We start from the raw sequence: 17,603 nt of genomic DNA on the forward strand, positions 1-17,603 counted from the left end.
CATCCCCGTGAGCCTGTTCGACGCGATCTGTGGGTGGGGGTTATGGCCGGGGAGGCACGACAGCCGACTCAACTGCTCAGAAAGGTGGGATGCGCAGATCTCACCGCGGTGCCGGAGGTGCGACATGCCCTGCGTGAACTGCTGCGGAAGTGGGGCGGACCGGGCGTCTCCGACGTGGCGGAGCTGCTCACCAGCGAACTGGTGACCAACGCCCTGATCCACACCGAGCACGGCGCCGTCGTGACCGCGACGGTCGTGCCCGAGCAGCTGAGGGTCGAGGTCCGTGACTTCGTCCCCGGACTCGCGCCACCGCACGCACCGCGCGCCGACGACGGTACGCACGGCAGAGGACTCGTCCTCGTCGAGGCCCTGGCCGACTCCTGGGGGGTCGAGGACCACGGGGTCGGCAAGGTGGTGTGGTTCGAACTGAACGGCGGGGCCGCCTGAGAGGCGGCCCCGCCGGTTTGCGGAGTGGTGCTCAGCCGAACTGCTGCTCCAGATCCTTGAGCTTGCGCTCAAGGGAGTCGAGCCGGGGCAGCGTCTGGGTGTCGTCCTCCGCGGTGAGGTCCACCGTCCGGGAGTCGCCCGTATGGATGTCACGGCCTCTGACGGCCTGGAGGGAGGGCCGGGGTCGAAGCGGCAGTTGTCCCGGGTCCGCTATGGCGGGTTCCGCGACGGCGGCCTGGACTGACGCCGTGGCGGAACCCGAACCCGACCCGGTGCCGGACCCCGAACCCGGGCCCGTACCGGAACCTGCCGCGGCGTTCAGCGCCGCCATCTCCACCTGCCGGCCGCCGCCCCTGCCGAGCCCGAAGGCCCGGTGCTGGCGGTTGATCGCCTTCAGCCGTGCCCGGTCGAGCTTGACCTGGTCGCGCCGGCGGATGCGGTTCTGCTCCTTCTCCCGCCGGTCCTCGCGCACTTCGTCGACGGCCTCGTCCAGGGTCCGCACGCCCTCCAGCAGCATCAGCGACCAGGCGGCGAACGTCTCCCGGGGCGCCCGCATCCACCGCACGATCCGGATCTGCGGCAGCGGGCGGGGCACCAGGCCCTGCTCGCGCAGCGCGGCCCTGCGGGTCTGCTTGAGGGCCCGGTCGAAGAGGACCGCAGCCGAGAGGGACATGCCCGCGAAGAACTGCGGGGCCCCGTCGTGGCCGAGGCCGCGCGGTGCGTGCACCCAGTTGAACCAGGCCGCCGCGCCCGCGAACAGCCAGACGAGCAGACGCGAGCCCAGCGCCGCGTCGCCGTGGCTCGCCTCGCGGACCGCGAGCACCGAGCAGAACATGGCGGCGCCGTCGAGGCCGAAGGGGACGAGGTACTCCCAGCCCCCGGTGAGGTTGAGGTTCTGCCGGCCGAAGCCGACGAGTCCGTGGAAGGACAGTGCCGCGGCGACCGCGGCACAGCAGAAGAGGAGGACGTAGGAAGCGGTGCCGTACACGGCTTCCTTGCGTCGGCGGCGCTCCTCGCTGCGTTCCCAGGAGTCCTCGGCCGCGGCCTGGTCACCGGCGCGCTTCCCGCGCGCGAGCACCGCCACCGCCGTCAGGACTCCGGCCACCATCACGCCACCCGGAAGCAGCCAGTCCAGCGATATGTCGGTCAGTCTCATGCGGTGTCCCTTGCATCGCAGTAGGGCGTTTGGCGGCCCATACTGGCCGACCCCGTGGGGCGCTCAAGGGGTTTCCGGGCAAGAGCACGCCATCGGGGCGCCACGGCATTCGAATAGGTGCGATCTGGTCGAACGCCCATGCAGGGAACGGGAATTGAGTTCGATTCACGCCACCCTTCCGGGTGGCGTAATCACTCGGGAGCCTCAGGCGGTCGCCGTGAGCCGACGGACCCGCTCGGCGTCGCACGTACGCGGGCAGGTGATGCAGGTGTCCTCGGGGCGCAGTGTGTAGAAGAAGCAGCAGGTCGCCCGGTCGCGCGTGGCGCGCGGGGCGCCGTCCGGCCCCTCGGTGCCCGCCAGTTCACGGAAGCCCGCCGCGCCCGCGTACGGCTTGTACGGCTTGGCGGTGCCCGGCATCAGGAGGTCGAGCTCGGCCATCGCCCGGCGCTCCTCGCCGAGCAGGGCGCCGACGTACCAGAGGCCCTCGACGATCTCGTCCGTGGCCATCCCCCACAGGGCGCGACGACCGCGCCGCATCCGGGAGCCGAAGCCGTCGAGGATCGCCTCGAAGTGCTCGGCGAGCGAGGCGCGCACCTCGGCCCGCAGCGCGTCCTCGTCGGCGACCACCCGGGCGCCGGGCAGCGCCGCCGCGGGGTCGCCCGGCAGGCACGCGAACTCCTCCACCCGCACCGCCATCCGCCCGAGCGCACGCTGGAAGGAGACGTTCCGTGCGGGCAGCCGGGGCACCCTGCAGTCCAGGAACCAGGGGACGGTGACGAGGAGACAGGCCGGCCAGGCGTACCGGTGCAGACCGAAGCTGGCGACGACGTCGGGGCGGGCCTGGGTGCCGTAGTCGCGCAGCACCTGCGCGTTGTCCCAGGCGAGGAAAGCGTCGAGGTCGGGGCCGCCGGCCGCGAGCTCCTCCGCGCCGACCCAGCCCGCGCCGCGCGGCAGCCGCTCGCCCCGGACGTGTTCCTCTATCCGGAGGTGGGGGAAGACCTCGGCGAGCCGGGCGTAGGCAGCCGCGACGGGCGAGGTCGGCGAGGCGGACAACAGAGCGGGGACGGTCATGCGGACCACCGAATCGCGAGCGTTGGCAGGTTAGCCTTACCTTACCCGATTCGGGGTCACCTCTCACCACCGGCCCGAGGCCCCCCACCAGCGAGGCAGCCCTCACACTCCTGATGTCGGTCCGTTCGCCTATGGTGCACAGAGGACCCGCGCGACGCGAGCCGGGACCGGTTCGAGGCCGCAGGAGGACCCGGGTGGAGCAGGGCGCAGCGCGCGAGCGGGCGACGGAGAGGCCGTCCCCGCCCTTCGGCGACGCCGCCCGCGTCCCGGAACAGGCCCGCGGTGCGGACCCGGATCCGTCCGGTGGGCACGTCCGGGGCGAGCACACCCACTGCGAACCGGACGCCCCCGGCCTCGCCCCCGCTTCCGTTCCCGCAGCCCGTGTCGTACGGCACTCCGTGCGCGGCCAGATCCTCGACGCCCTCCGTACCGCCCTCGTCGGCGGCGAGCTCGTCCCCGGCGAGGTGTACTCCGCGCCCGCGCTCGGCGAGCGGTTCGGCGTCTCCGCCACCCCCGTCCGCGAGGCCATGCAGCGCCTCGCCGTCGAAGGGGCCGTCGAGGTCGTGCCGAACCGCGGCTTCCGCGTCACCGAGCGCACCCCGCGCGAACTCGCCGAACTCGCCGAGGTCCGCGCGCTCATCGAAGTCCCCGTCATGCTCCGGCTCGCCCGTACGGTCCCGGCCGCCCGCTGGGCCGAGCTCCGCCCGCTCGCCGAGGCGACCTCGACCGCCGCCGCCCGGGGCGACCGCGCCCACTACGCCGAGGCTGACCGGGCCTTCCACCGGGCCGTCCTCTCCCTCGCGGGGAACGAGCAACTGCTCGCCGTCGCCGACGACCTCCACCGCCGCTCCCAGTGGCCCCTGATCAGCGCGCCCGTCGTCCGCCACGGTGTGCTCGTCGCCGACGCGGCCGAACACACCGCCCTGCTCGACGCCCTGATCGCCCATGACCTCCCGGTCGTCGAATCCCTCGTCCGCGAGCACTTCACCGGCTCGAACGCCTGACCTCCGCCCGCGCTAGGGTTGATGATCATGTCAATCGATCAAGCCATACGGGGAGTCAGGATGAAGACGGGCGTACGGGGGATCGCCGTCGCGGCGGCCATGGTGGTCGCACTCACGGGATGCGGGGACGGTGACGGAACCGACCCCGTCACGGGGGCCGCGGACGGCAAGGAGAAGATCCAGCCGGCCTCGCTGGACGCGACCGGGCTGATCAACGCCCTGCCCATATCCTCCGACTTCAGCAGCGGCACGTACACCGGGGGCGACCCCGAGCTGGTCCCGGAGGCCGAGGCCCTGAAGTTCTGCGCCGACAAGTTGGAGGACGTGGACTGCGCCGGAGTGAAGGCCGCCAGCATCAAGGACCTGGTCCTGGCCGGCTCCTCCTCGGACCAGGGGGCCACGTTCACGCTCTACACCTTCGGCACGGAGGAGCAGGCGACCGCCGTGCTGAAGGCGGTGGAGAAGAAGAGGCAGTCGGCTACGTCCGAGCCCTTCAAGCCGGTGAAGGCCAAGACCGGGGCCGACGAGACGTACGCCTTCGAGCGGGACGGCTACGTCGGCGTCTACATGCGGGTCGGCACGGTGGTGTCCTACGTGAGCACCTACCTGTTCGGACCGGAGCAGGCCGAAAGCGCCGCCCAGATCCAGCTCGGCCGGCTCCAGGTCGTCGCGGGGGGCGGCAACCCCGACCTCTGACCCGCCCCGAGGAACCCGCGGAAGTTCCCTGGAGACCGCCTCCGTCGACGGGGCGGCCCCCGGGGCCCGCGCCCACTAAGGTCAAGGGCGACAGCCGCCCGTACCGCGTCGCCCGTGAGGTGCCCCATGCCGTCCGCGACCCCGTCCCCGGCATGGGACGGACGCCGACCCGCCACCGGTACGGAAGCCGAGGCCACGGCCCTGCTCGGCTGGCTGACCGACCCCGAGGCGCCCCGGCTCTGCCTCGTCACCGGTGCCCCCGGCAGCGGCAAGACGGCCCTGCTCGGCTGGTTCGCCAAGCACGGCCCGCGGGCCGGCCGGCCGCGCCGCCGCACGGCCCGGGTCCTCGTCCCGCTGGCCGGACAGAGCGCGCTCGGCGCGACCTGGACGATCGCCGACCGCCTCGGGGTGGTGGCGAGGGCGCCCGGCGACCTCGTGCACGCCCTGGCCACCAGCGAGGCCCGGCCCGCCGGCCGCCCGGTCCTCCTCCTCACGGACCTCCACGCCGCCGCCGAACCCGCCGCGCTGACCGAGCTGATCGCCGAGCTCGCGGGCGTCGGCCGGGTCCGTCTCGTGGTCGAGGCCCGCAGCGGCACCCCGGCCCCCGCCGCCCTGCGGACCGACCGGCGGGTCGCCGTCGTGGACCTCGACGGCGACCCCGACGCCGTCGTCGCCGGCGCCCCCGAGCGGGACCGGCCGCTGCCGGACCTCTCCGACCCGGTGGCCGTCTGCACGGCCGACCCGCTGCACGTCACCACGGCGTACGTGACGGGGGCGGCCGCCGCCGGACTTCCGGGCACGCTCGACGGCCCCGAGGAGCCCGCCCGGCCCGGCGAGAACGCCGCCGAGGACCACGGCGGGCTACGGGCCGCCTGGATGCGGGCCGGCCAGTCCCTCTGCCGCGAACAGGCCCCGGCAGAACGGGCGTTGGTGCTGCTCTCCGCGCTCGGCGACGGTGCCGACCCCCGGCTGCGCCCGGCGCTCGCCGAGCTCGCGGAGGGTGCGGCCTGGCGGCTCCGCTGGGCCCGGCACCGCGGCGATCTGACCCCGCCCTGGCCGGGTCCCGTCACCGTCCTCGGCGCGGCCGGCGGGCCGTTGGAGGGGACCCTGCTCGTCGGCGACCGCACCGGCGCCGTACGGCTCCTCCACGAGGCCGACGCGAGCCCGGCCGGACGCCTCGCGCACACCGTTCCCGGCCGCGTCACCGCGCTCGCGCCCGCGCCCGACGGGACGGTCCTGCTCCTGGATGACCGGGGGAGACTGCACACCGTACGGGGGACGGCGCCCAGGGCCCCGTACCTGGAGCGCCTCACCGAGGCCGTTTCGACGACCCTGGCCCGGCACCCGGGCACGGCCCTCGCGGCGATCGCCGGTTCGGTCGTGGTGGGGGACCGGCTCGGCTCCGTGCACGCCTTCGGTCTGCGGGGCCTGCACCAGGCCGCCTCGCACAGCGGCCGGGTCACGGCGGTCTCGGCGGTGGAGTCCGAGACCCCGTTCGTCTGCTCCGGCGGCGTGGACGGAACGGTCCGGCTCTGGACCCCGGGCCGTGATCCGCGCCCCGAACCTCTCGCCGAACGGCCCTCGCCGGTGGTCTCCCTGCATGCGACGGAGACCCCGCACGGTCCGCTGGTCGCCGTCGCCTGGGGCGACGGTCTCGTCGAACTCCACCGCCCGGAGGGCGGCCGGACGCTCTCGTTCCGTCCGGGCCCCCCGGTCCGTGCGGTCGCCGTCACCGGCGCGGGCTCCCTGCTCATCGGAACCGACGAGAGCCTGGTGTGTCTCGCGCCGAAGCGCTCTTCCCCCTGACGTGCCATCACCAGCCCCTCAAGGGGCGGTGGTTCAGGCCGTCTGTGGTGTCAGCTGGCTCGCGAGCCAGGTCGGCACCCCGCCCAGGAGGCGGAAGAGACGGCGGGCCTCGGCGCGCAGGCGACCCGCCTCCGGTTCCGTCTCGGTGGTGGCGAGCGCGGTGAGGGCCGGGGCCGTACCGACCAGGTAGCCCAACTCCTCGCGGATCCGGAGCGATTCCGCGAAGCCGTGCCGCGCCTCCGCCAACTCGCCCTCGCGCAGGGCCAGTCCGGCCAGGTGCCGCCAAGTGGAGGAGAGCAGCAGCGAGTCACCCTGCGCGGTGGCCCCGGCATGCGCCCTGCGGTACGCGGCGTGGGCCGCCTGCGGGGAGTCTCCGAGGTTCTGCGCGATGAGTCCGCGCCGCAGGTCGAGCAGCGGCCGGCCCTCGGCGGAGGGGGCGATCAGGGCCGCCGCCCGGCCCAGTGCCATCCGTGCCTCGTCGGCCCGGTCGCGTACCCCCAGAAGCGTCGACGCGTAGGCGAGATAACCGCGTTCACACGCGGCGGCGCCCCGTTCCTCGTCGGTGCCGGCCACCGCTTCGGCCGTTCGGAGCGCCTCCTCGGCGTCGGCCCAGCCCTGTTCGGTGTAGAGGCAGCGCTCGATCAGCAGCGCGGCCCGTTCGAGTGCGGCGGCCGGTTCGTTCGCGTGCGGCGCGAGCAGCGCCGCCGCGTCCGTCCAACACCCTCGGGAGCGGAGCCGCCATATGGCGGTCTCCACGGGAGTCTCCTTGCCGTAGGCGAGGGACGGATCTTCGCCGCCCCTTGATTCGGAACCAGACATGGCGGTGTCCGCCACATTGCCCTCCCCGAGCGCGCCATTGAGCTGTTGAGTGAGACCCGCATCTCAGCACGAAGGGCAGTACCTGGCCAAGGGGTCAGGTGAAAGAATTCACAAGACACCGGTACGGAGGGGCGCCGCTGTCCGGACCGCGGCCGACAGGCCGTCAGATCGCCGCAGGGGCAGTGATCAGGCCCCGGTGGGGGCCCGTCGGCCGACCCGGCCGACGGGCCCCCACCGGCCCGGACGTCACTCCACCGGACTCGCCCGAAAGGGTGAATCCGCGTCGGAGCTCCCGACTCATCCGATCAGCTCATCCGAAGGGCGAGGAAGAAGTCGAGCTTGTCCTCCAGACGGGACAGGTCACGGCCGGTGAGCTGCTCGATCCGGCCCACCCGGTAGCGCAGCGTGTTCACGTGCAGGTGGAGGCGGGTCGCACACCGGGTCCAGGAGCCGTCGCAGTCCAGGAAGGCCTCCAGGGTCGGGATCAGCTCCGCACGGTGCCGGCGGTCGTAGTCGCGCAGCGGGTCGAGCAACCGGGCCGTGAACGCGCGCCGGACGTCGTCCGGCACGAACGGCAGCAGCAGGACGTGCGAGGCCAGCTCGTGGTGACCGGCGGCGCAGACCCGGCCCGGGCGGGCCGCGGCGACCCGGCGGGCGTGCCTGGCCTCCTCCAGGGCCCCGCGCAGGCCCTCCGCCGAGTGCACGGCCGCGCTGACGCCGAGGGTGAGCCGCCCGTCGTCGGCGAGACCGGCCGACAGCGGAGCGCGTACGGCCGCGAGCAGCGCGTCCGCGTGCAGGCCCAGCGCGGTGGCCGGGCCCTCGTCCTCGCTGTCCGGTAGCGGCCCCGCGGCCAGCGGGACCAGGGCGATGGCCTCGTCGCCGCTGTGCGCGACGGCGATCCGGTCGGCGGACTCGGCGCCCACGGTCGCCGGGTCGACCAGGATCTCCTCCAGGAGCGCCTGGGCGACCGGGCCGGCGTCCACCGGGGAGCTCTGACCGGCTTCCTGCTCCCACTCGACCCTGGCGACGACCACCTGCCAGTGCGGGGCCGTGCCGAGGCCGGGCAGCAGCACCGGGGCGGCGACCCGCAGCCTGGCCGCGATCTCGGCGGGCGCGGCGCCCGTCTGCACCAGCTCCAGGACCTCCTGGGCGAGCCGGCGCCGTACCGTACGGGCCGCGTCGCGCCGGTCCCGCTCGACGGCGATCAGCTGCGTGACGCCCTGGAGCAGGTCCAGCCGGGCGGCCGGCCAGTCCCCGGCGTCCGCCTCGACGGCGAGCAGCCAGTCCGAGAGGACCGTCTCGCGCACGTCACGGGAGGCGGGGGCGGCACCCCGGCCGGTGTTGCGGATCGGGAACAGGGAGTACGCCGTCCCGCCGGTGCTCAGCCGGTGCGGGCCGCGCCGTCCGGTCCGGGTGGCGGCCAGGTGCTCACCGGCCAGGGTGGCGGCGAGGGAGGCCGGGAGGGGCTCGCCGGCGCCCGCGATCTGGCGGCCGGTGGGGGAGAGGACCCAGGCCCGGAGGTCCAGGTCGGAGCCGAGCAGGTCGAGGACCACCTCGGGGCCGCCGCCTGCCGGTCCCGAGGTCATGAGTCGCCGGTGCCGGTCGACCACGGCCGCCAGGTCGCCGGCCCGCTCGCCGGAGACCTGTCGAACAACGTGCTCGGTGATCGTCGCGAAAGCAACGGACTCGTTCACCGCGAAGAGCGGCAGCCGATGGCGTGAACACGCCTCTACGAGATCATCGGGAATGTCGCCGAGGTCCGCCTCGCCGGCCGCGAGGGCCGCGACCCCGGCCGAGGCCAGGATGCGGGCGAAGGGCTCGGCGTCGGCGGGCTCCCGCAGCCAGGCGAGGCCGGTCAGCACCAGCTCGCCGCCGGACAGGTACCGGCTGGGGTCCTTGAGGTCCGTCGTCATCACGCCGCGGACGGTGCGGTCCAGCTCGTCCTCGCCGCCGAGCAGGCGCAGCCCGAGCGCGTCGTTCTCCAGCAGTGCGCGCAGCCGCATCGTGTCGCCGCCGTTCCTTCGTCAGTGGGTGGTGGGGTGTCCCGTTGTCGACGGTGGCGTGGGGCCACCGTTTCCAGGGGAAAACAGCGAGGTAACTGTTCCCCGCCTTTCGTTCGAATCTACAAGACGACGACGGGACCCAGCCAACTCCTTCATGTTTTCGGTGACTGCACCCGGACGAGCGTCGGCTTGTGTACTAGGCCACACACCGCGTGAACAGCACATGAACGTGAAGTCGAGGACCGGCCGTCCCCCCGGAACCCTGCGCACGACCCCCGATCGCAAGAATCACTAGAAGAGAGCCACCATGGACTTCCTTCGCCCCGCCAGCTGGGAGGAGGCGCTCGCCGCCAAGGCAGAGCACCCCACGGCCGTGCCCCTTTCGGGTGGCACGGACGTCATGGTCGAGATCAATTTCGACCACCGGCGGCCCGAGTACCTCCTGGACCTGAACCGCATCGAGCTTCTGCGCGAGTGGGAGGTCGGCGAGGAGAACGTCCGCCTCGGCGCCGCCGTTCCGTACACCCAGATCATGGAGAACCTGCGGGCCGAGCTGCCCGGTCTCGCACTCGCCTCGCACACGGTCGCCTCCCCGCAGATCCGTAACCGCGGCGGCGTCGGCGGCAACCTCGGTACCGCGTCGCCCGCCGGCGACGCCCACCCGGCCCTGCTCGCCGCGGGCGCCGAGGTCGAGGTCGAGTCCGTACGCGGCACCCGGTTCATCCCCATCGACGAGTTCTACACGGGCGTGAAGCGCAACGCGCTCCAGCCCGACGAGCTCATCAAGACCGTCCACATCAAGAAGGCGGACGGCCCCCAGCAGTACTCCAAGGTCGGCACCCGCAACGCGATGGTCATCGCCGTCTGCGCCTTCGGCCTGGCCCTGCACCCGGAGACCCGGACGGTGCGTACCGGCATCGGTTCCGCCGCGCCGACCCCGATCCGCGCCAAGGAGGCCGAGGCCTTCCTGAACGCGGCTCTGGAGGAGGGCGGCTTCTGGGACAACGGCAAGATCATCACCCCGTCGATCGCGAAGCAGTTCGCCGACCTCTGCTCGGGCGCCGCCAACCCGATCGACGATGTCCGAGGCACCGCCAAGTACCGCCGTCACGCCGTCGGCATCATGGCCCGCCGCCAGCTCGGCTGGACCTGGGAGCAGTACCGCGGCATCGGCCGCACGCTTGAGGGAGCTGCATAACCATGCGCGTCAATTTCACGGTCAACGGACGTCCGCAGGAAGCCGACGACGTCTGGGAGGGCGAGTCCCTCCTCTACGTCCTGCGTGAGCGGATGGGGCTCCCCGGCTCCAAGAACGCCTGCGAGCAGGGCGAGTGCGGTTCCTGCACGGTCCGCCTCGACGGAGTGCCGGTCTGTTCCTGTCTCGTCGCCGCCGGTCAGGTCGAGGGCCGCGACGTGGTCACCGTCGAAGGTCTCGCCGAGTTCGCCAAGGACCGCGCGGAGCACGCCGGTTGTGCCACCGGCACCTGCGGCACCTCGCTCGACGCCGCCAAGAGGTGGGAAGCCAAGCCGGGTCAGGACTCGCAGACCGGCGAGGGCGTCGAACTGTCCCCGATCCAGCAGGCGTTCATCGACGCCGGCGCCGTGCAGTGCGGCTTCTGCACCCCCGGTCTGCTGGTCGCGGCCGACGAGATGCTGGAGCGCAACCCGTCCCCGACGGACGCGGACATCCGCGAGGCGCTCTCCGGCAACCTCTGCCGCTGCACCGGTTACGAGAAGATCCTCGACGCGGTCCGCCTCGCGGCCGCTCGCCAGGAGCGTCAGGGAGAGGCGGTCTGACGATGACTCAGAACACACGCACCGTTCCGGTGGGCACGCCCACCGACGTCACGCAGAACCACGTCAAGGGCGGCATCGGCGAGTCCACGCTCCGCCCGGACGGCACCCTCAAGGTCACCGGCGAGTTCGCGTACTCCTCGGACATGTGGCACGAGGACATGCTGTGGGGCCAGATCCTGCGGTCCACGGTCGCGCACGCCGAGATCCTGTCCATCGACACCACCGAGGCCCTCACGATGGACGGCGTCTACGCCGTCCTGACCCACGAGGACCTGCCGGCCGCGAAGAACTACGGCATGGAGTTCCAGGACACCCCGGTCCTCGCCTACGGCAAGGTCCGTCACCACGGTGAGCCGGTCGCCCTCGTGGCCGCCGACCACCCGGAGACCGCCCGCCGCGCCGCCGCGAAGATCAAGATCGAGTACCGGGAGCTCCCGGTCATCACGGACGAGGCCTCGGCCACCGCTCCGGACGCGATCCTGGTCCACGAGAACCGCGACGACCACCACTCCGGTCACGTCCCGCACATGAACATCGTGCACCGCCAGCCGATCATCCGCGGCAACGCGACCGAGGCCGCCAAGCGGGCCGACGTCATCGTCAGCGGCGAGTACACCTTCGGCATGCAGGACCAGGCCTTCCTCGGCCCGGAGTCCGGCCTCGCCGTGCCGGCCGAGGACGGCGGCGTCGACCTGTACGTCGCCACCCAGTGGCTGCACTCGGACCTCAAGCAGATCGCCCCCTGCCTCGGCCTGCCCGAGGAGAAGGTCCGGATGACGATGTCCGGCGTCGGCGGCGCGTTCGGCGGCCGCGAGGACATCTCGATGCAGATCCTCGCGTCCATCCTCGCGCTGCGCACCGGCAAGCCGGTCAAGATGGTCTACAACCGCTACGAGTCCTTCTTCGGGCACGTCCACCGGCACCCGGCGAAGCTCTGGTACGAGCACGGCGCCACCAAGGACGGCAAGCTCACGCACATGAAGTGCAAGATCGTGCTCGACGGCGGCGCCTACGCCTCGTCCACGGCCTCGGTCGTCGGCAACGCCTCGTCCCTCTCGGTCGGTCCGTACGTCATCGAGGACGTCGAGATCGAGGCGATCGGCCTCTACACCAACAACCCGCCCTGCGGCGCGATGCGCGGCTTCGGCGCGGTCCAGGCCTGCTTCGCGTACGAGGCCCAGATGGACAAGCTCGCGGCGAAGCTGGGCATGGACCCGGTGGAACTGCGCCAGCTCAACGCCATGGAGCAGGGCACGATCATGCCGACCGGCCAGGTCGTGGACTCGCCGGCCCCGGTCGCCGAACTCCTGCGCCGGGTCAAGGCCCGCCCGCTGCCGCCGGAGCGCCAGTGGGAGACCGCCGGCGAGGGCGCGGACGTCCGCGCGCTGCCGGGCGGCCTGTCCAACACCACGCACGGTGAGAGCGTGGTGCGGGGCGTCGGCTACGCCGTCGGCATCAAGAACGTCGGCTTCTCCGAGGGCTTCGACGACTACTCGACCGCCAAGATCCGCATGGAGGTCATCAACGGCGAGGCCGTCGCCACGGTCCACACCGCGATGGCGGAGGTCGGCCAGGGCGGTGTCACCATCCACGCGCAGATCGCCCGCACCGAGCTCGGCGTCCAGCAGGTCACCATCCACCCCGCGGACACCCAGGTGGGCTCGGCCGGTTCGACCTCCGCGGGCCGTCAGACGTACATGACCGGCGGCGCCATCAAGAACTCCTGCGGGATCGTCCGCGAGAAGGTCCTGGAGATCGGCCGGCGCAAGTTCGGCTCGTACCACCCGGCGTGGGCCAACGCCGAACTCCTCCTGGAGGGCGGCAAGGTCGTCACCGACGGCGGCGAGGCCCTCGCCACCATCGCGGACGTCCTGGAGGGCCAGGCCGTGGAGGTCGAGGAGGAGTGGCGGCACCGCCCCACCCAGGCCTTCGACCTCGTCACCGGCCAGGGCGACGGTCACGTCCAGTACGCCTTCGCCGCGCACCGCGCGGTGGTGGAGGTCGACACCGAGCTCGGCCTGGTCAAGGTCATCGAACTGGCCTGTGCCCAGGACGTCGGCAAGGCGCTCAACCCGCTCTCCGTCGTCGGCCAGATCCAGGGTGGCACCACCCAGGGCCTGGGCGTCGCGGTGATGGAGGAGATCATCGTCGACCCGAAGACCGCGAAGGTGCGCAACCCCTCCTTCACGGACTACCTGATTCCGACCATCCTCGACACGCCGACCATCCCGGTCGACTACCTCGAACTGGCCGACCCCAACGCGCCGTACGGCGTACGGGGCATCGGCGAGGCCCCGACCCTGTCGTCCACCCCGGCCGTCCTCGCGGCGATCCGGGCCGCGACGGGCCTGGAGCTCAACAAGACGCCGGTCCGCCCCGAGGCGCTCACCGGCACCCTGTAGGACTCTCCGGGCGGTCCGTGCCTCCCCAGGAACGTCACACTTCCCCGCCCGTACCGCCCGGAGTAACCCCAGCAGTACCAGCACCACCCAGCAGTAACAGCAACATCAGCAGTACCGCGCAAAACCAGAAGTACCAGCAGTACCCCGCAGTACCGCAGTGCCGATCCATTCCGTTCGCCTCGGGCCGTCCCCCGGGTCGTGCAGCCCACGCATCATCCCAAATCCCGCATTCTTCACCAGATCAGAAGTCCTTCGAAGTCTGCCGCGGGTGCCCCTTTGAACCTTGGGAGTAGGCCCCATGACCCAGTCGTCTGTGGAGCCCAAGACCGCTTCGGAGGACGCGGGCTCCGGCTCGAACGTCCCCGCCGGCCGCTCTTGGCTCGACCGGTACTTTCACATCTCGGAGAGAGGATCCACCGTCGCGACGGAGATCCGCGGCGGCGTCACCACCTTCATGGCGATGGCGTACATTCTCCTGCTCAACCCCCTGATCCTCGGCGGCAAGGATGTGGACGGCAACGTCCTCAGCCAGCCCGCACTCATCACCGCGACCGCGCTCGCCGCCGCCGTGACCACCCTGCTGATGGGCTTCTGGGGCAAGGTCCCGCTCGCCCTGGCGGCCGGTCTCAGCGTCTCCGGCGTGCTGTCCTCGCAGGTCATCGCCGTCATGACCTGGCCGCAGGCCATGGCCATGTGTGTGGCCTACGGTGTGGTGATCTGTCTCCTGGTGGTCACCGGCCTCCGTGAGATGATCATGAACGCGATCCCGCTGGCGATCAAGCACGCGATCACCATCGGCATCGGTCTCTTCATCGCACTGATCGGCTTCGTCAAGGCGGGCTTCGTCCACGAGAACCCCTCTCCCGGTGGTGGCCCGGTCGTCCTCGGCCCGGCCGGTGAGCTGGCCGGCTGGCCGGTCCTCATCTTCGCCTTCACCCTGCTGCTGATCTTCGCGCTCCAGGCCCGCAACGTGCCCGGCGCGATCCTCATCGGCATCGTGGCCGGCACGATCATCGCCGCCGTCGTCAACGCCGTCGGCGACCTGCCCGCCAAGGCCTGGTTCGCCGGCCCGCCGGAGCTCAACGGCAGCGCGGTCTCCACGCCGGACTTCTCGCTCATCGGCGAAGTGTCCTTCAGCGGCTGGGGTGACGTCGGTTACATCACGATCACCATGATCATCTTCACCCTGGTGCTCGCCGGCTTCTTCGACGCCATGGCCACGATCATCGGTGTCGGCTCCGAGGCCAAGCTCGCCGACTCCCAGGGCCGGATGCCCGGCCTCTCCAAGGCGCTGTTCATCGACGGCGCGGGCGGCATCATCGGCGGCGGCGTCGGCGGCTCCGGCCAGACCGTGTTCGTCGAGTCGGCCACCGGCGTCGGCGAGGGTGCCCGTACGGGTCTGTCCTCCGTCGTCACCGGCGCGTTCTTCGCGGCCTGCCTCTTCTTCACCCCGATCACCGCGATCGTCCCGGCCGAGGTGGCCTCCGCCGCGCTGGTCGTCATCGGCGCGATGATGATGCAGAACGCCAAGCACGTCGACTGGAGCGACCGCTCCGTCGCGATCCCGGTGTTCCTCACCGTGGTCCTGATGCCCTTCACGTACACCATCACCACGGGTGTCGCGGCCGGCGTCATCTCCTACACCGTCATCAAGACGGCGCAGGGCAAGGCACGCGAAGTGGGCGCCTTCATGTGGGGCCTGACCGCGATCTTCATCGTGTTCTTCGCGATCCATCCGCTCGAGAGCTGGCTGGGCGTCAACTGACGCCCTTACCGTCGCCCTCCACACACATATCGAGGAGTTCGAGATGCTGGACATCGCCGAAGAGCTGCACCGGTGGGTCGAGCAGGGACGCGAGTTCGCCGTCGCCACCGTCGTGGCGGTCGGCGGGAGCGCGCCCCGGCAGCCGGGCGCCGCGCTCGCCGTCGACAGCGAAGGCACGGCGATCGGCTCGGTCTCCGGCGGGTGTGTGGAGGGTGCCGTATACGACCTCTGCCAGCAGGCCCTCGAAGACGGGAAGACCGTCGTCGAGCGCTTCGGCTACAGCGACGAGGACGCCTTCGCGGTAGGTCTGACCTGCGGCGGCATCATCGACATACTCGTCACCCCGGTCCGCGGCGGGGTCTTCCCCGCCGCCCTGGCCGCCGCCGTCACGGGGGAGGCGGCAGCCCTGGCCCGGATCGTCTCCGGCCCCGAGGACCTCATGGGCCGGGCCCTGCTGGTCCGCCCCGACGGCTCGTACGAGGGCAAGCTCGGCGGCCACCCGGAGCTGGACCGCACGGCGGCGGGCGAGGCCCGCGCGATGCTCGACGCGGGCCGCACCGGCACGGTGGAGATCGGCGAGGACGGCAGTCGCTGCGGACAGCCGCTGACGCTGCTCGTCGAGTCCTCCGTCCCCGCGCCCCGCATGATCGTCTTCGGTGCCATCGACTTCGCGGCCGCCCTGGTCCGGGTCGGCAAGTTCCTCGGCTACCACGTCACCGTGTGTGACGCGCGGCCCGTCTTCGCGACGCCGGCCCGCTTCCCCGAGGCCGACGAGATCGTCGTCGAATGGCCCCACCGCTACCTGGAGTCCACGGAGGTGGACGGCCGTACGGTGCTCTGCGTCCTGACCCACGACGCCAAGTTCGACGTGCCCCTCCTCCGGGGCGCCCTCAAGCTTCCCGTCGCCTACGTCGGCGCGATGGGCTCCCGCCGCACCCACGAGGACCGCAACAAGCGCCTCCGCGAGGTCGGCGTCACCGAAATCGAACTCGCCCGCCTGCGCTCCCCGATCGGCCTCGACCTCGGGGCCCGTACGCCCGAGGAGACCGCCCTGTCGATCGGCGCGGAAATCGTCGCCAACCGCCGCGGCGGCACGGGCCTCTCCCTCACGGGCGCCCACACCCCGATCCACCACGACGGCCCCCGCGAACCGGCGGGGCGCATAGGTTCCGTCGCCTGAAGCCGGTCGAGTACGGCATCGGCCGGCTCCTGAACCGGCCGATGGCCACCCGCTGCTCGGCCACCGGCGGACCTCGGCGGCGACAAGTCGTTCCCCGCGTCCGGCGCCGCCGGATGCGGGGATGGGCGGCGCACGCTCAGTGCGCCGCCCTCTCCCGCACGGTCGACGCCCAGGCCGGCTGCTCCTCGGCGGTCTCCGCCTCGGCCCGCCGTCCGCCCCGGCCGAAGAAGTCCGCGAGCGGCAGGATCGCCGCGCCGACCGTGACCGCGTCGGGGCCGAGCGTGCCCATGTCGATGCCGACCCGGGCCGCCGGGTACGTGAGCGCGTACTCGCTCGCGTACCCCTTGACCGTCTCCAGGAAGCGGGCGCCGAGCTGGAGTCCCGCCCAGCCGCCGACCAGGATGCGCTCGGGCTGGAAGAGGTTGATGAGGTCGGCGAATCCGGCGCCCAGGTACTCGGCGGTCTCCTCCAGGACGGCGACCGCGGTGGCGTCGGGCTCCGCCTCCGCCGGGTACGCCGCCGCCAGCATCGCCGCCAGCGCCGTCTCCTCGTCCGCGCCCGCCGGAGGCCGACCTCCTGCCTCCCGCCACCGCTCCAGGAGGGCTTCGGCTCCCGCGTACGCCTCCAGGCAGCCCTGGGCGCCGCAGCGGCAGCGGCGCCCCCGGACCCGTACCGTCAGATGACCCCACTCGATCGCCCGGCCCGGCCCCATCGGGTCCGTGACCACGCACGCGCCGACGCCCGAGCCGAAGAGGACCACCACGGCGCTGCGCGCGCCCCGGCCGGCGCCGAACCACATCTCGGCCTGGCCGAGGGTCTTGGCGCCGTTGTCGATCCAGTACGGCACGGTGGCCGGCAGGGCCACGCTCTCGCGCAGGAGTCGCTCCAGGGGGACCGCGTCCCAGCCGATCGTCTGGCCGTGCACGACCGCCCCGTCCTCGGCGGTGTGCGCCACGATGCCGGGCACGCCCACGCCGACCCCGAGCAGCCGCTCGGCGGGCACGTCCGCGATCCGCAGCACCTCCGCGATGCCCTCCCGGAGGTGTCCGACGACGACCCCGACCTCGTACCGGTCGTGGGGGTTCGGGCTGTCGATGGCCAACGGCCGTTCGGTGCGCGCGAGTTCGGTGAGAGTGAGGTCGAACAGCTCGATCCTGACCCGGGTCTCGCCGACGTCGACGCCGATCATGAAGCCGCTGCCCGGGGTGATCCGGAGCAGCGTACGGGGGCGCCCGCCGGCCGAGTCGACGCTGCCCGCCTCCTCGACCAGGCCCTCCGCGACGAGCTCGGCGACCACGTTGCTGATGGAGCCGGAGCTGAGACCGGTCGCGGGGCCGAGCGAGAAGCGGCTCAGCGGCCCGTCGAAGTAGAGGCGTTGAAGGACGGCGGTGCGGTTCTCGCGTCGTAGGTCACGCACGGTGCGGCCGTTCCGCATGGTCACTTGTGCCCCCAGGTGA

Annotated in this window: 14 protein-coding genes; 9 read left to right on the forward strand and 5 right to left on the reverse strand. The window is 72.3% G+C overall.

The annotated features are described in order from the left end of the window. The first annotated feature begins 42 nt into the window (after positions 1-42). Entirely contained in the window at positions 43-447 is a 405-nt protein-coding gene (locus OG514_RS24050; protein ID WP_266898119.1) for an ATP-binding protein, read from the forward strand. Between the two features lie 31 nt (positions 448-478). Here OG514_RS24050 and OG514_RS24055 read toward each other — a convergent pair whose 3' ends face one another. Together OG514_RS24055 and OG514_RS24060 are read right to left on the reverse strand one after the other, a co-directional pair. Beyond that, positions 479-1,603 (reverse strand): DUF2637 domain-containing protein, encoded by a 1,125-nt coding sequence (locus OG514_RS24055; protein WP_266898121.1) that lies wholly within the window; start codon positions 1,601-1,603, stop codon positions 479-481. Between the two features lie 204 nt (positions 1,604-1,807). After that, positions 1,808-2,674: a (2Fe-2S)-binding protein gene (locus tag OG514_RS24060; RefSeq protein WP_266898123.1), complete on the reverse strand. Its 867-nt coding sequence runs from the start codon at positions 2,672-2,674 to the stop codon at positions 1,808-1,810. Between the two features lie 194 nt (positions 2,675-2,868). Here OG514_RS24060 and OG514_RS24065 point away from each other — a divergent pair, with 194 nt between their 5' ends. From OG514_RS24065 to OG514_RS24075, 3 genes are all read left to right on the forward strand, one after another. After that, positions 2,869-3,678: a GntR family transcriptional regulator gene (locus tag OG514_RS24065; protein WP_266898125.1), complete on the forward strand. Its 810-nt coding sequence runs from the start codon at positions 2,869-2,871 to the stop codon at positions 3,676-3,678. Positions 3,679-3,705: 27 nt separating this feature from the next. Then, entirely contained in the window at positions 3,706-4,374 is a 669-nt protein-coding gene (locus tag OG514_RS24070; protein WP_266898127.1) for a hypothetical protein, read from the forward strand. A gap of 126 nt (positions 4,375-4,500) precedes the next feature. Beyond that, positions 4,501-6,180 (forward strand): hypothetical protein, encoded by a 1,680-nt coding sequence (locus OG514_RS24075; RefSeq protein ID WP_266898129.1) that lies wholly within the window; start codon positions 4,501-4,503, stop codon positions 6,178-6,180. Positions 6,181-6,213: 33 nt separating this feature from the next. Here OG514_RS24075 and OG514_RS24080 read toward each other — a convergent pair whose 3' ends face one another. Further along, entirely contained in the window at positions 6,214-6,999 is a 786-nt protein-coding gene (locus tag OG514_RS24080) for a hypothetical protein (protein ID WP_266898131.1), read from the reverse strand. A gap of 305 nt (positions 7,000-7,304) precedes the next feature. After that, positions 7,305-9,002, reverse strand: a complete 1,698-nt coding sequence (locus OG514_RS24085; RefSeq protein ID WP_266898133.1) for a PucR family transcriptional regulator — start codon at positions 9,000-9,002, stop codon at positions 7,305-7,307. A 307-nt stretch (positions 9,003-9,309) separates the two neighbouring features. Here OG514_RS24085 and OG514_RS24090 point away from each other — a divergent pair, with 307 nt between their 5' ends. The 5 genes from OG514_RS24090 (at position 9,310) to OG514_RS24110 (ending at position 16,146) form a co-directional block, all read left to right on the forward strand. Then, a complete protein-coding gene (locus OG514_RS24090) occupies positions 9,310-10,200 on the forward strand; it encodes a xanthine dehydrogenase family protein subunit M (RefSeq protein ID WP_266898135.1) in 891 nt (296 codons plus the stop codon). A 2-nt stretch (positions 10,201-10,202) separates the two neighbouring features. Next, positions 10,203-10,799, forward strand: a complete 597-nt coding sequence (locus OG514_RS24095; protein ID WP_266898137.1) for a (2Fe-2S)-binding protein — start codon at positions 10,203-10,205, stop codon at positions 10,797-10,799. Positions 10,800-10,801: 2 nt separating this feature from the next. Further along, a complete protein-coding gene (locus OG514_RS24100) occupies positions 10,802-13,201 on the forward strand; it encodes a xanthine dehydrogenase family protein molybdopterin-binding subunit (RefSeq protein ID WP_266898139.1) in 2,400 nt (799 codons plus the stop codon). Between the two features lie 298 nt (positions 13,202-13,499). Further along, the gene (locus OG514_RS24105) at positions 13,500-14,966 is read left to right on the forward strand and encodes an NCS2 family permease (protein WP_266898140.1); all 1,467 of its coding nucleotides are present in this window, start codon (positions 13,500-13,502) and stop codon (positions 14,964-14,966) included. A gap of 43 nt (positions 14,967-15,009) precedes the next feature. After that, on the forward strand, positions 15,010-16,146 hold the full coding sequence (locus tag OG514_RS24110) for an XdhC/CoxI family protein (protein WP_266898141.1): 1,137 nt from the start codon (positions 15,010-15,012) through the stop codon (positions 16,144-16,146). Positions 16,147-16,282: 136 nt separating this feature from the next. On the opposite strand, the gene OG514_RS24115 is transcribed toward OG514_RS24110, so the two are convergent. After that, entirely contained in the window at positions 16,283-17,587 is a 1,305-nt protein-coding gene (locus OG514_RS24115; protein ID WP_266898142.1) for an ROK family transcriptional regulator, read from the reverse strand. Positions 17,588-17,603: the final 16 nt, after the last annotated feature.

Origin of the sequence: Streptomyces sp. NBC_00572, from assembly GCF_026341815.1 — a bacterium.
Taxonomy (GTDB): Bacteria; Actinomycetota; Actinomycetes; order Streptomycetales; family Streptomycetaceae; genus Streptomyces.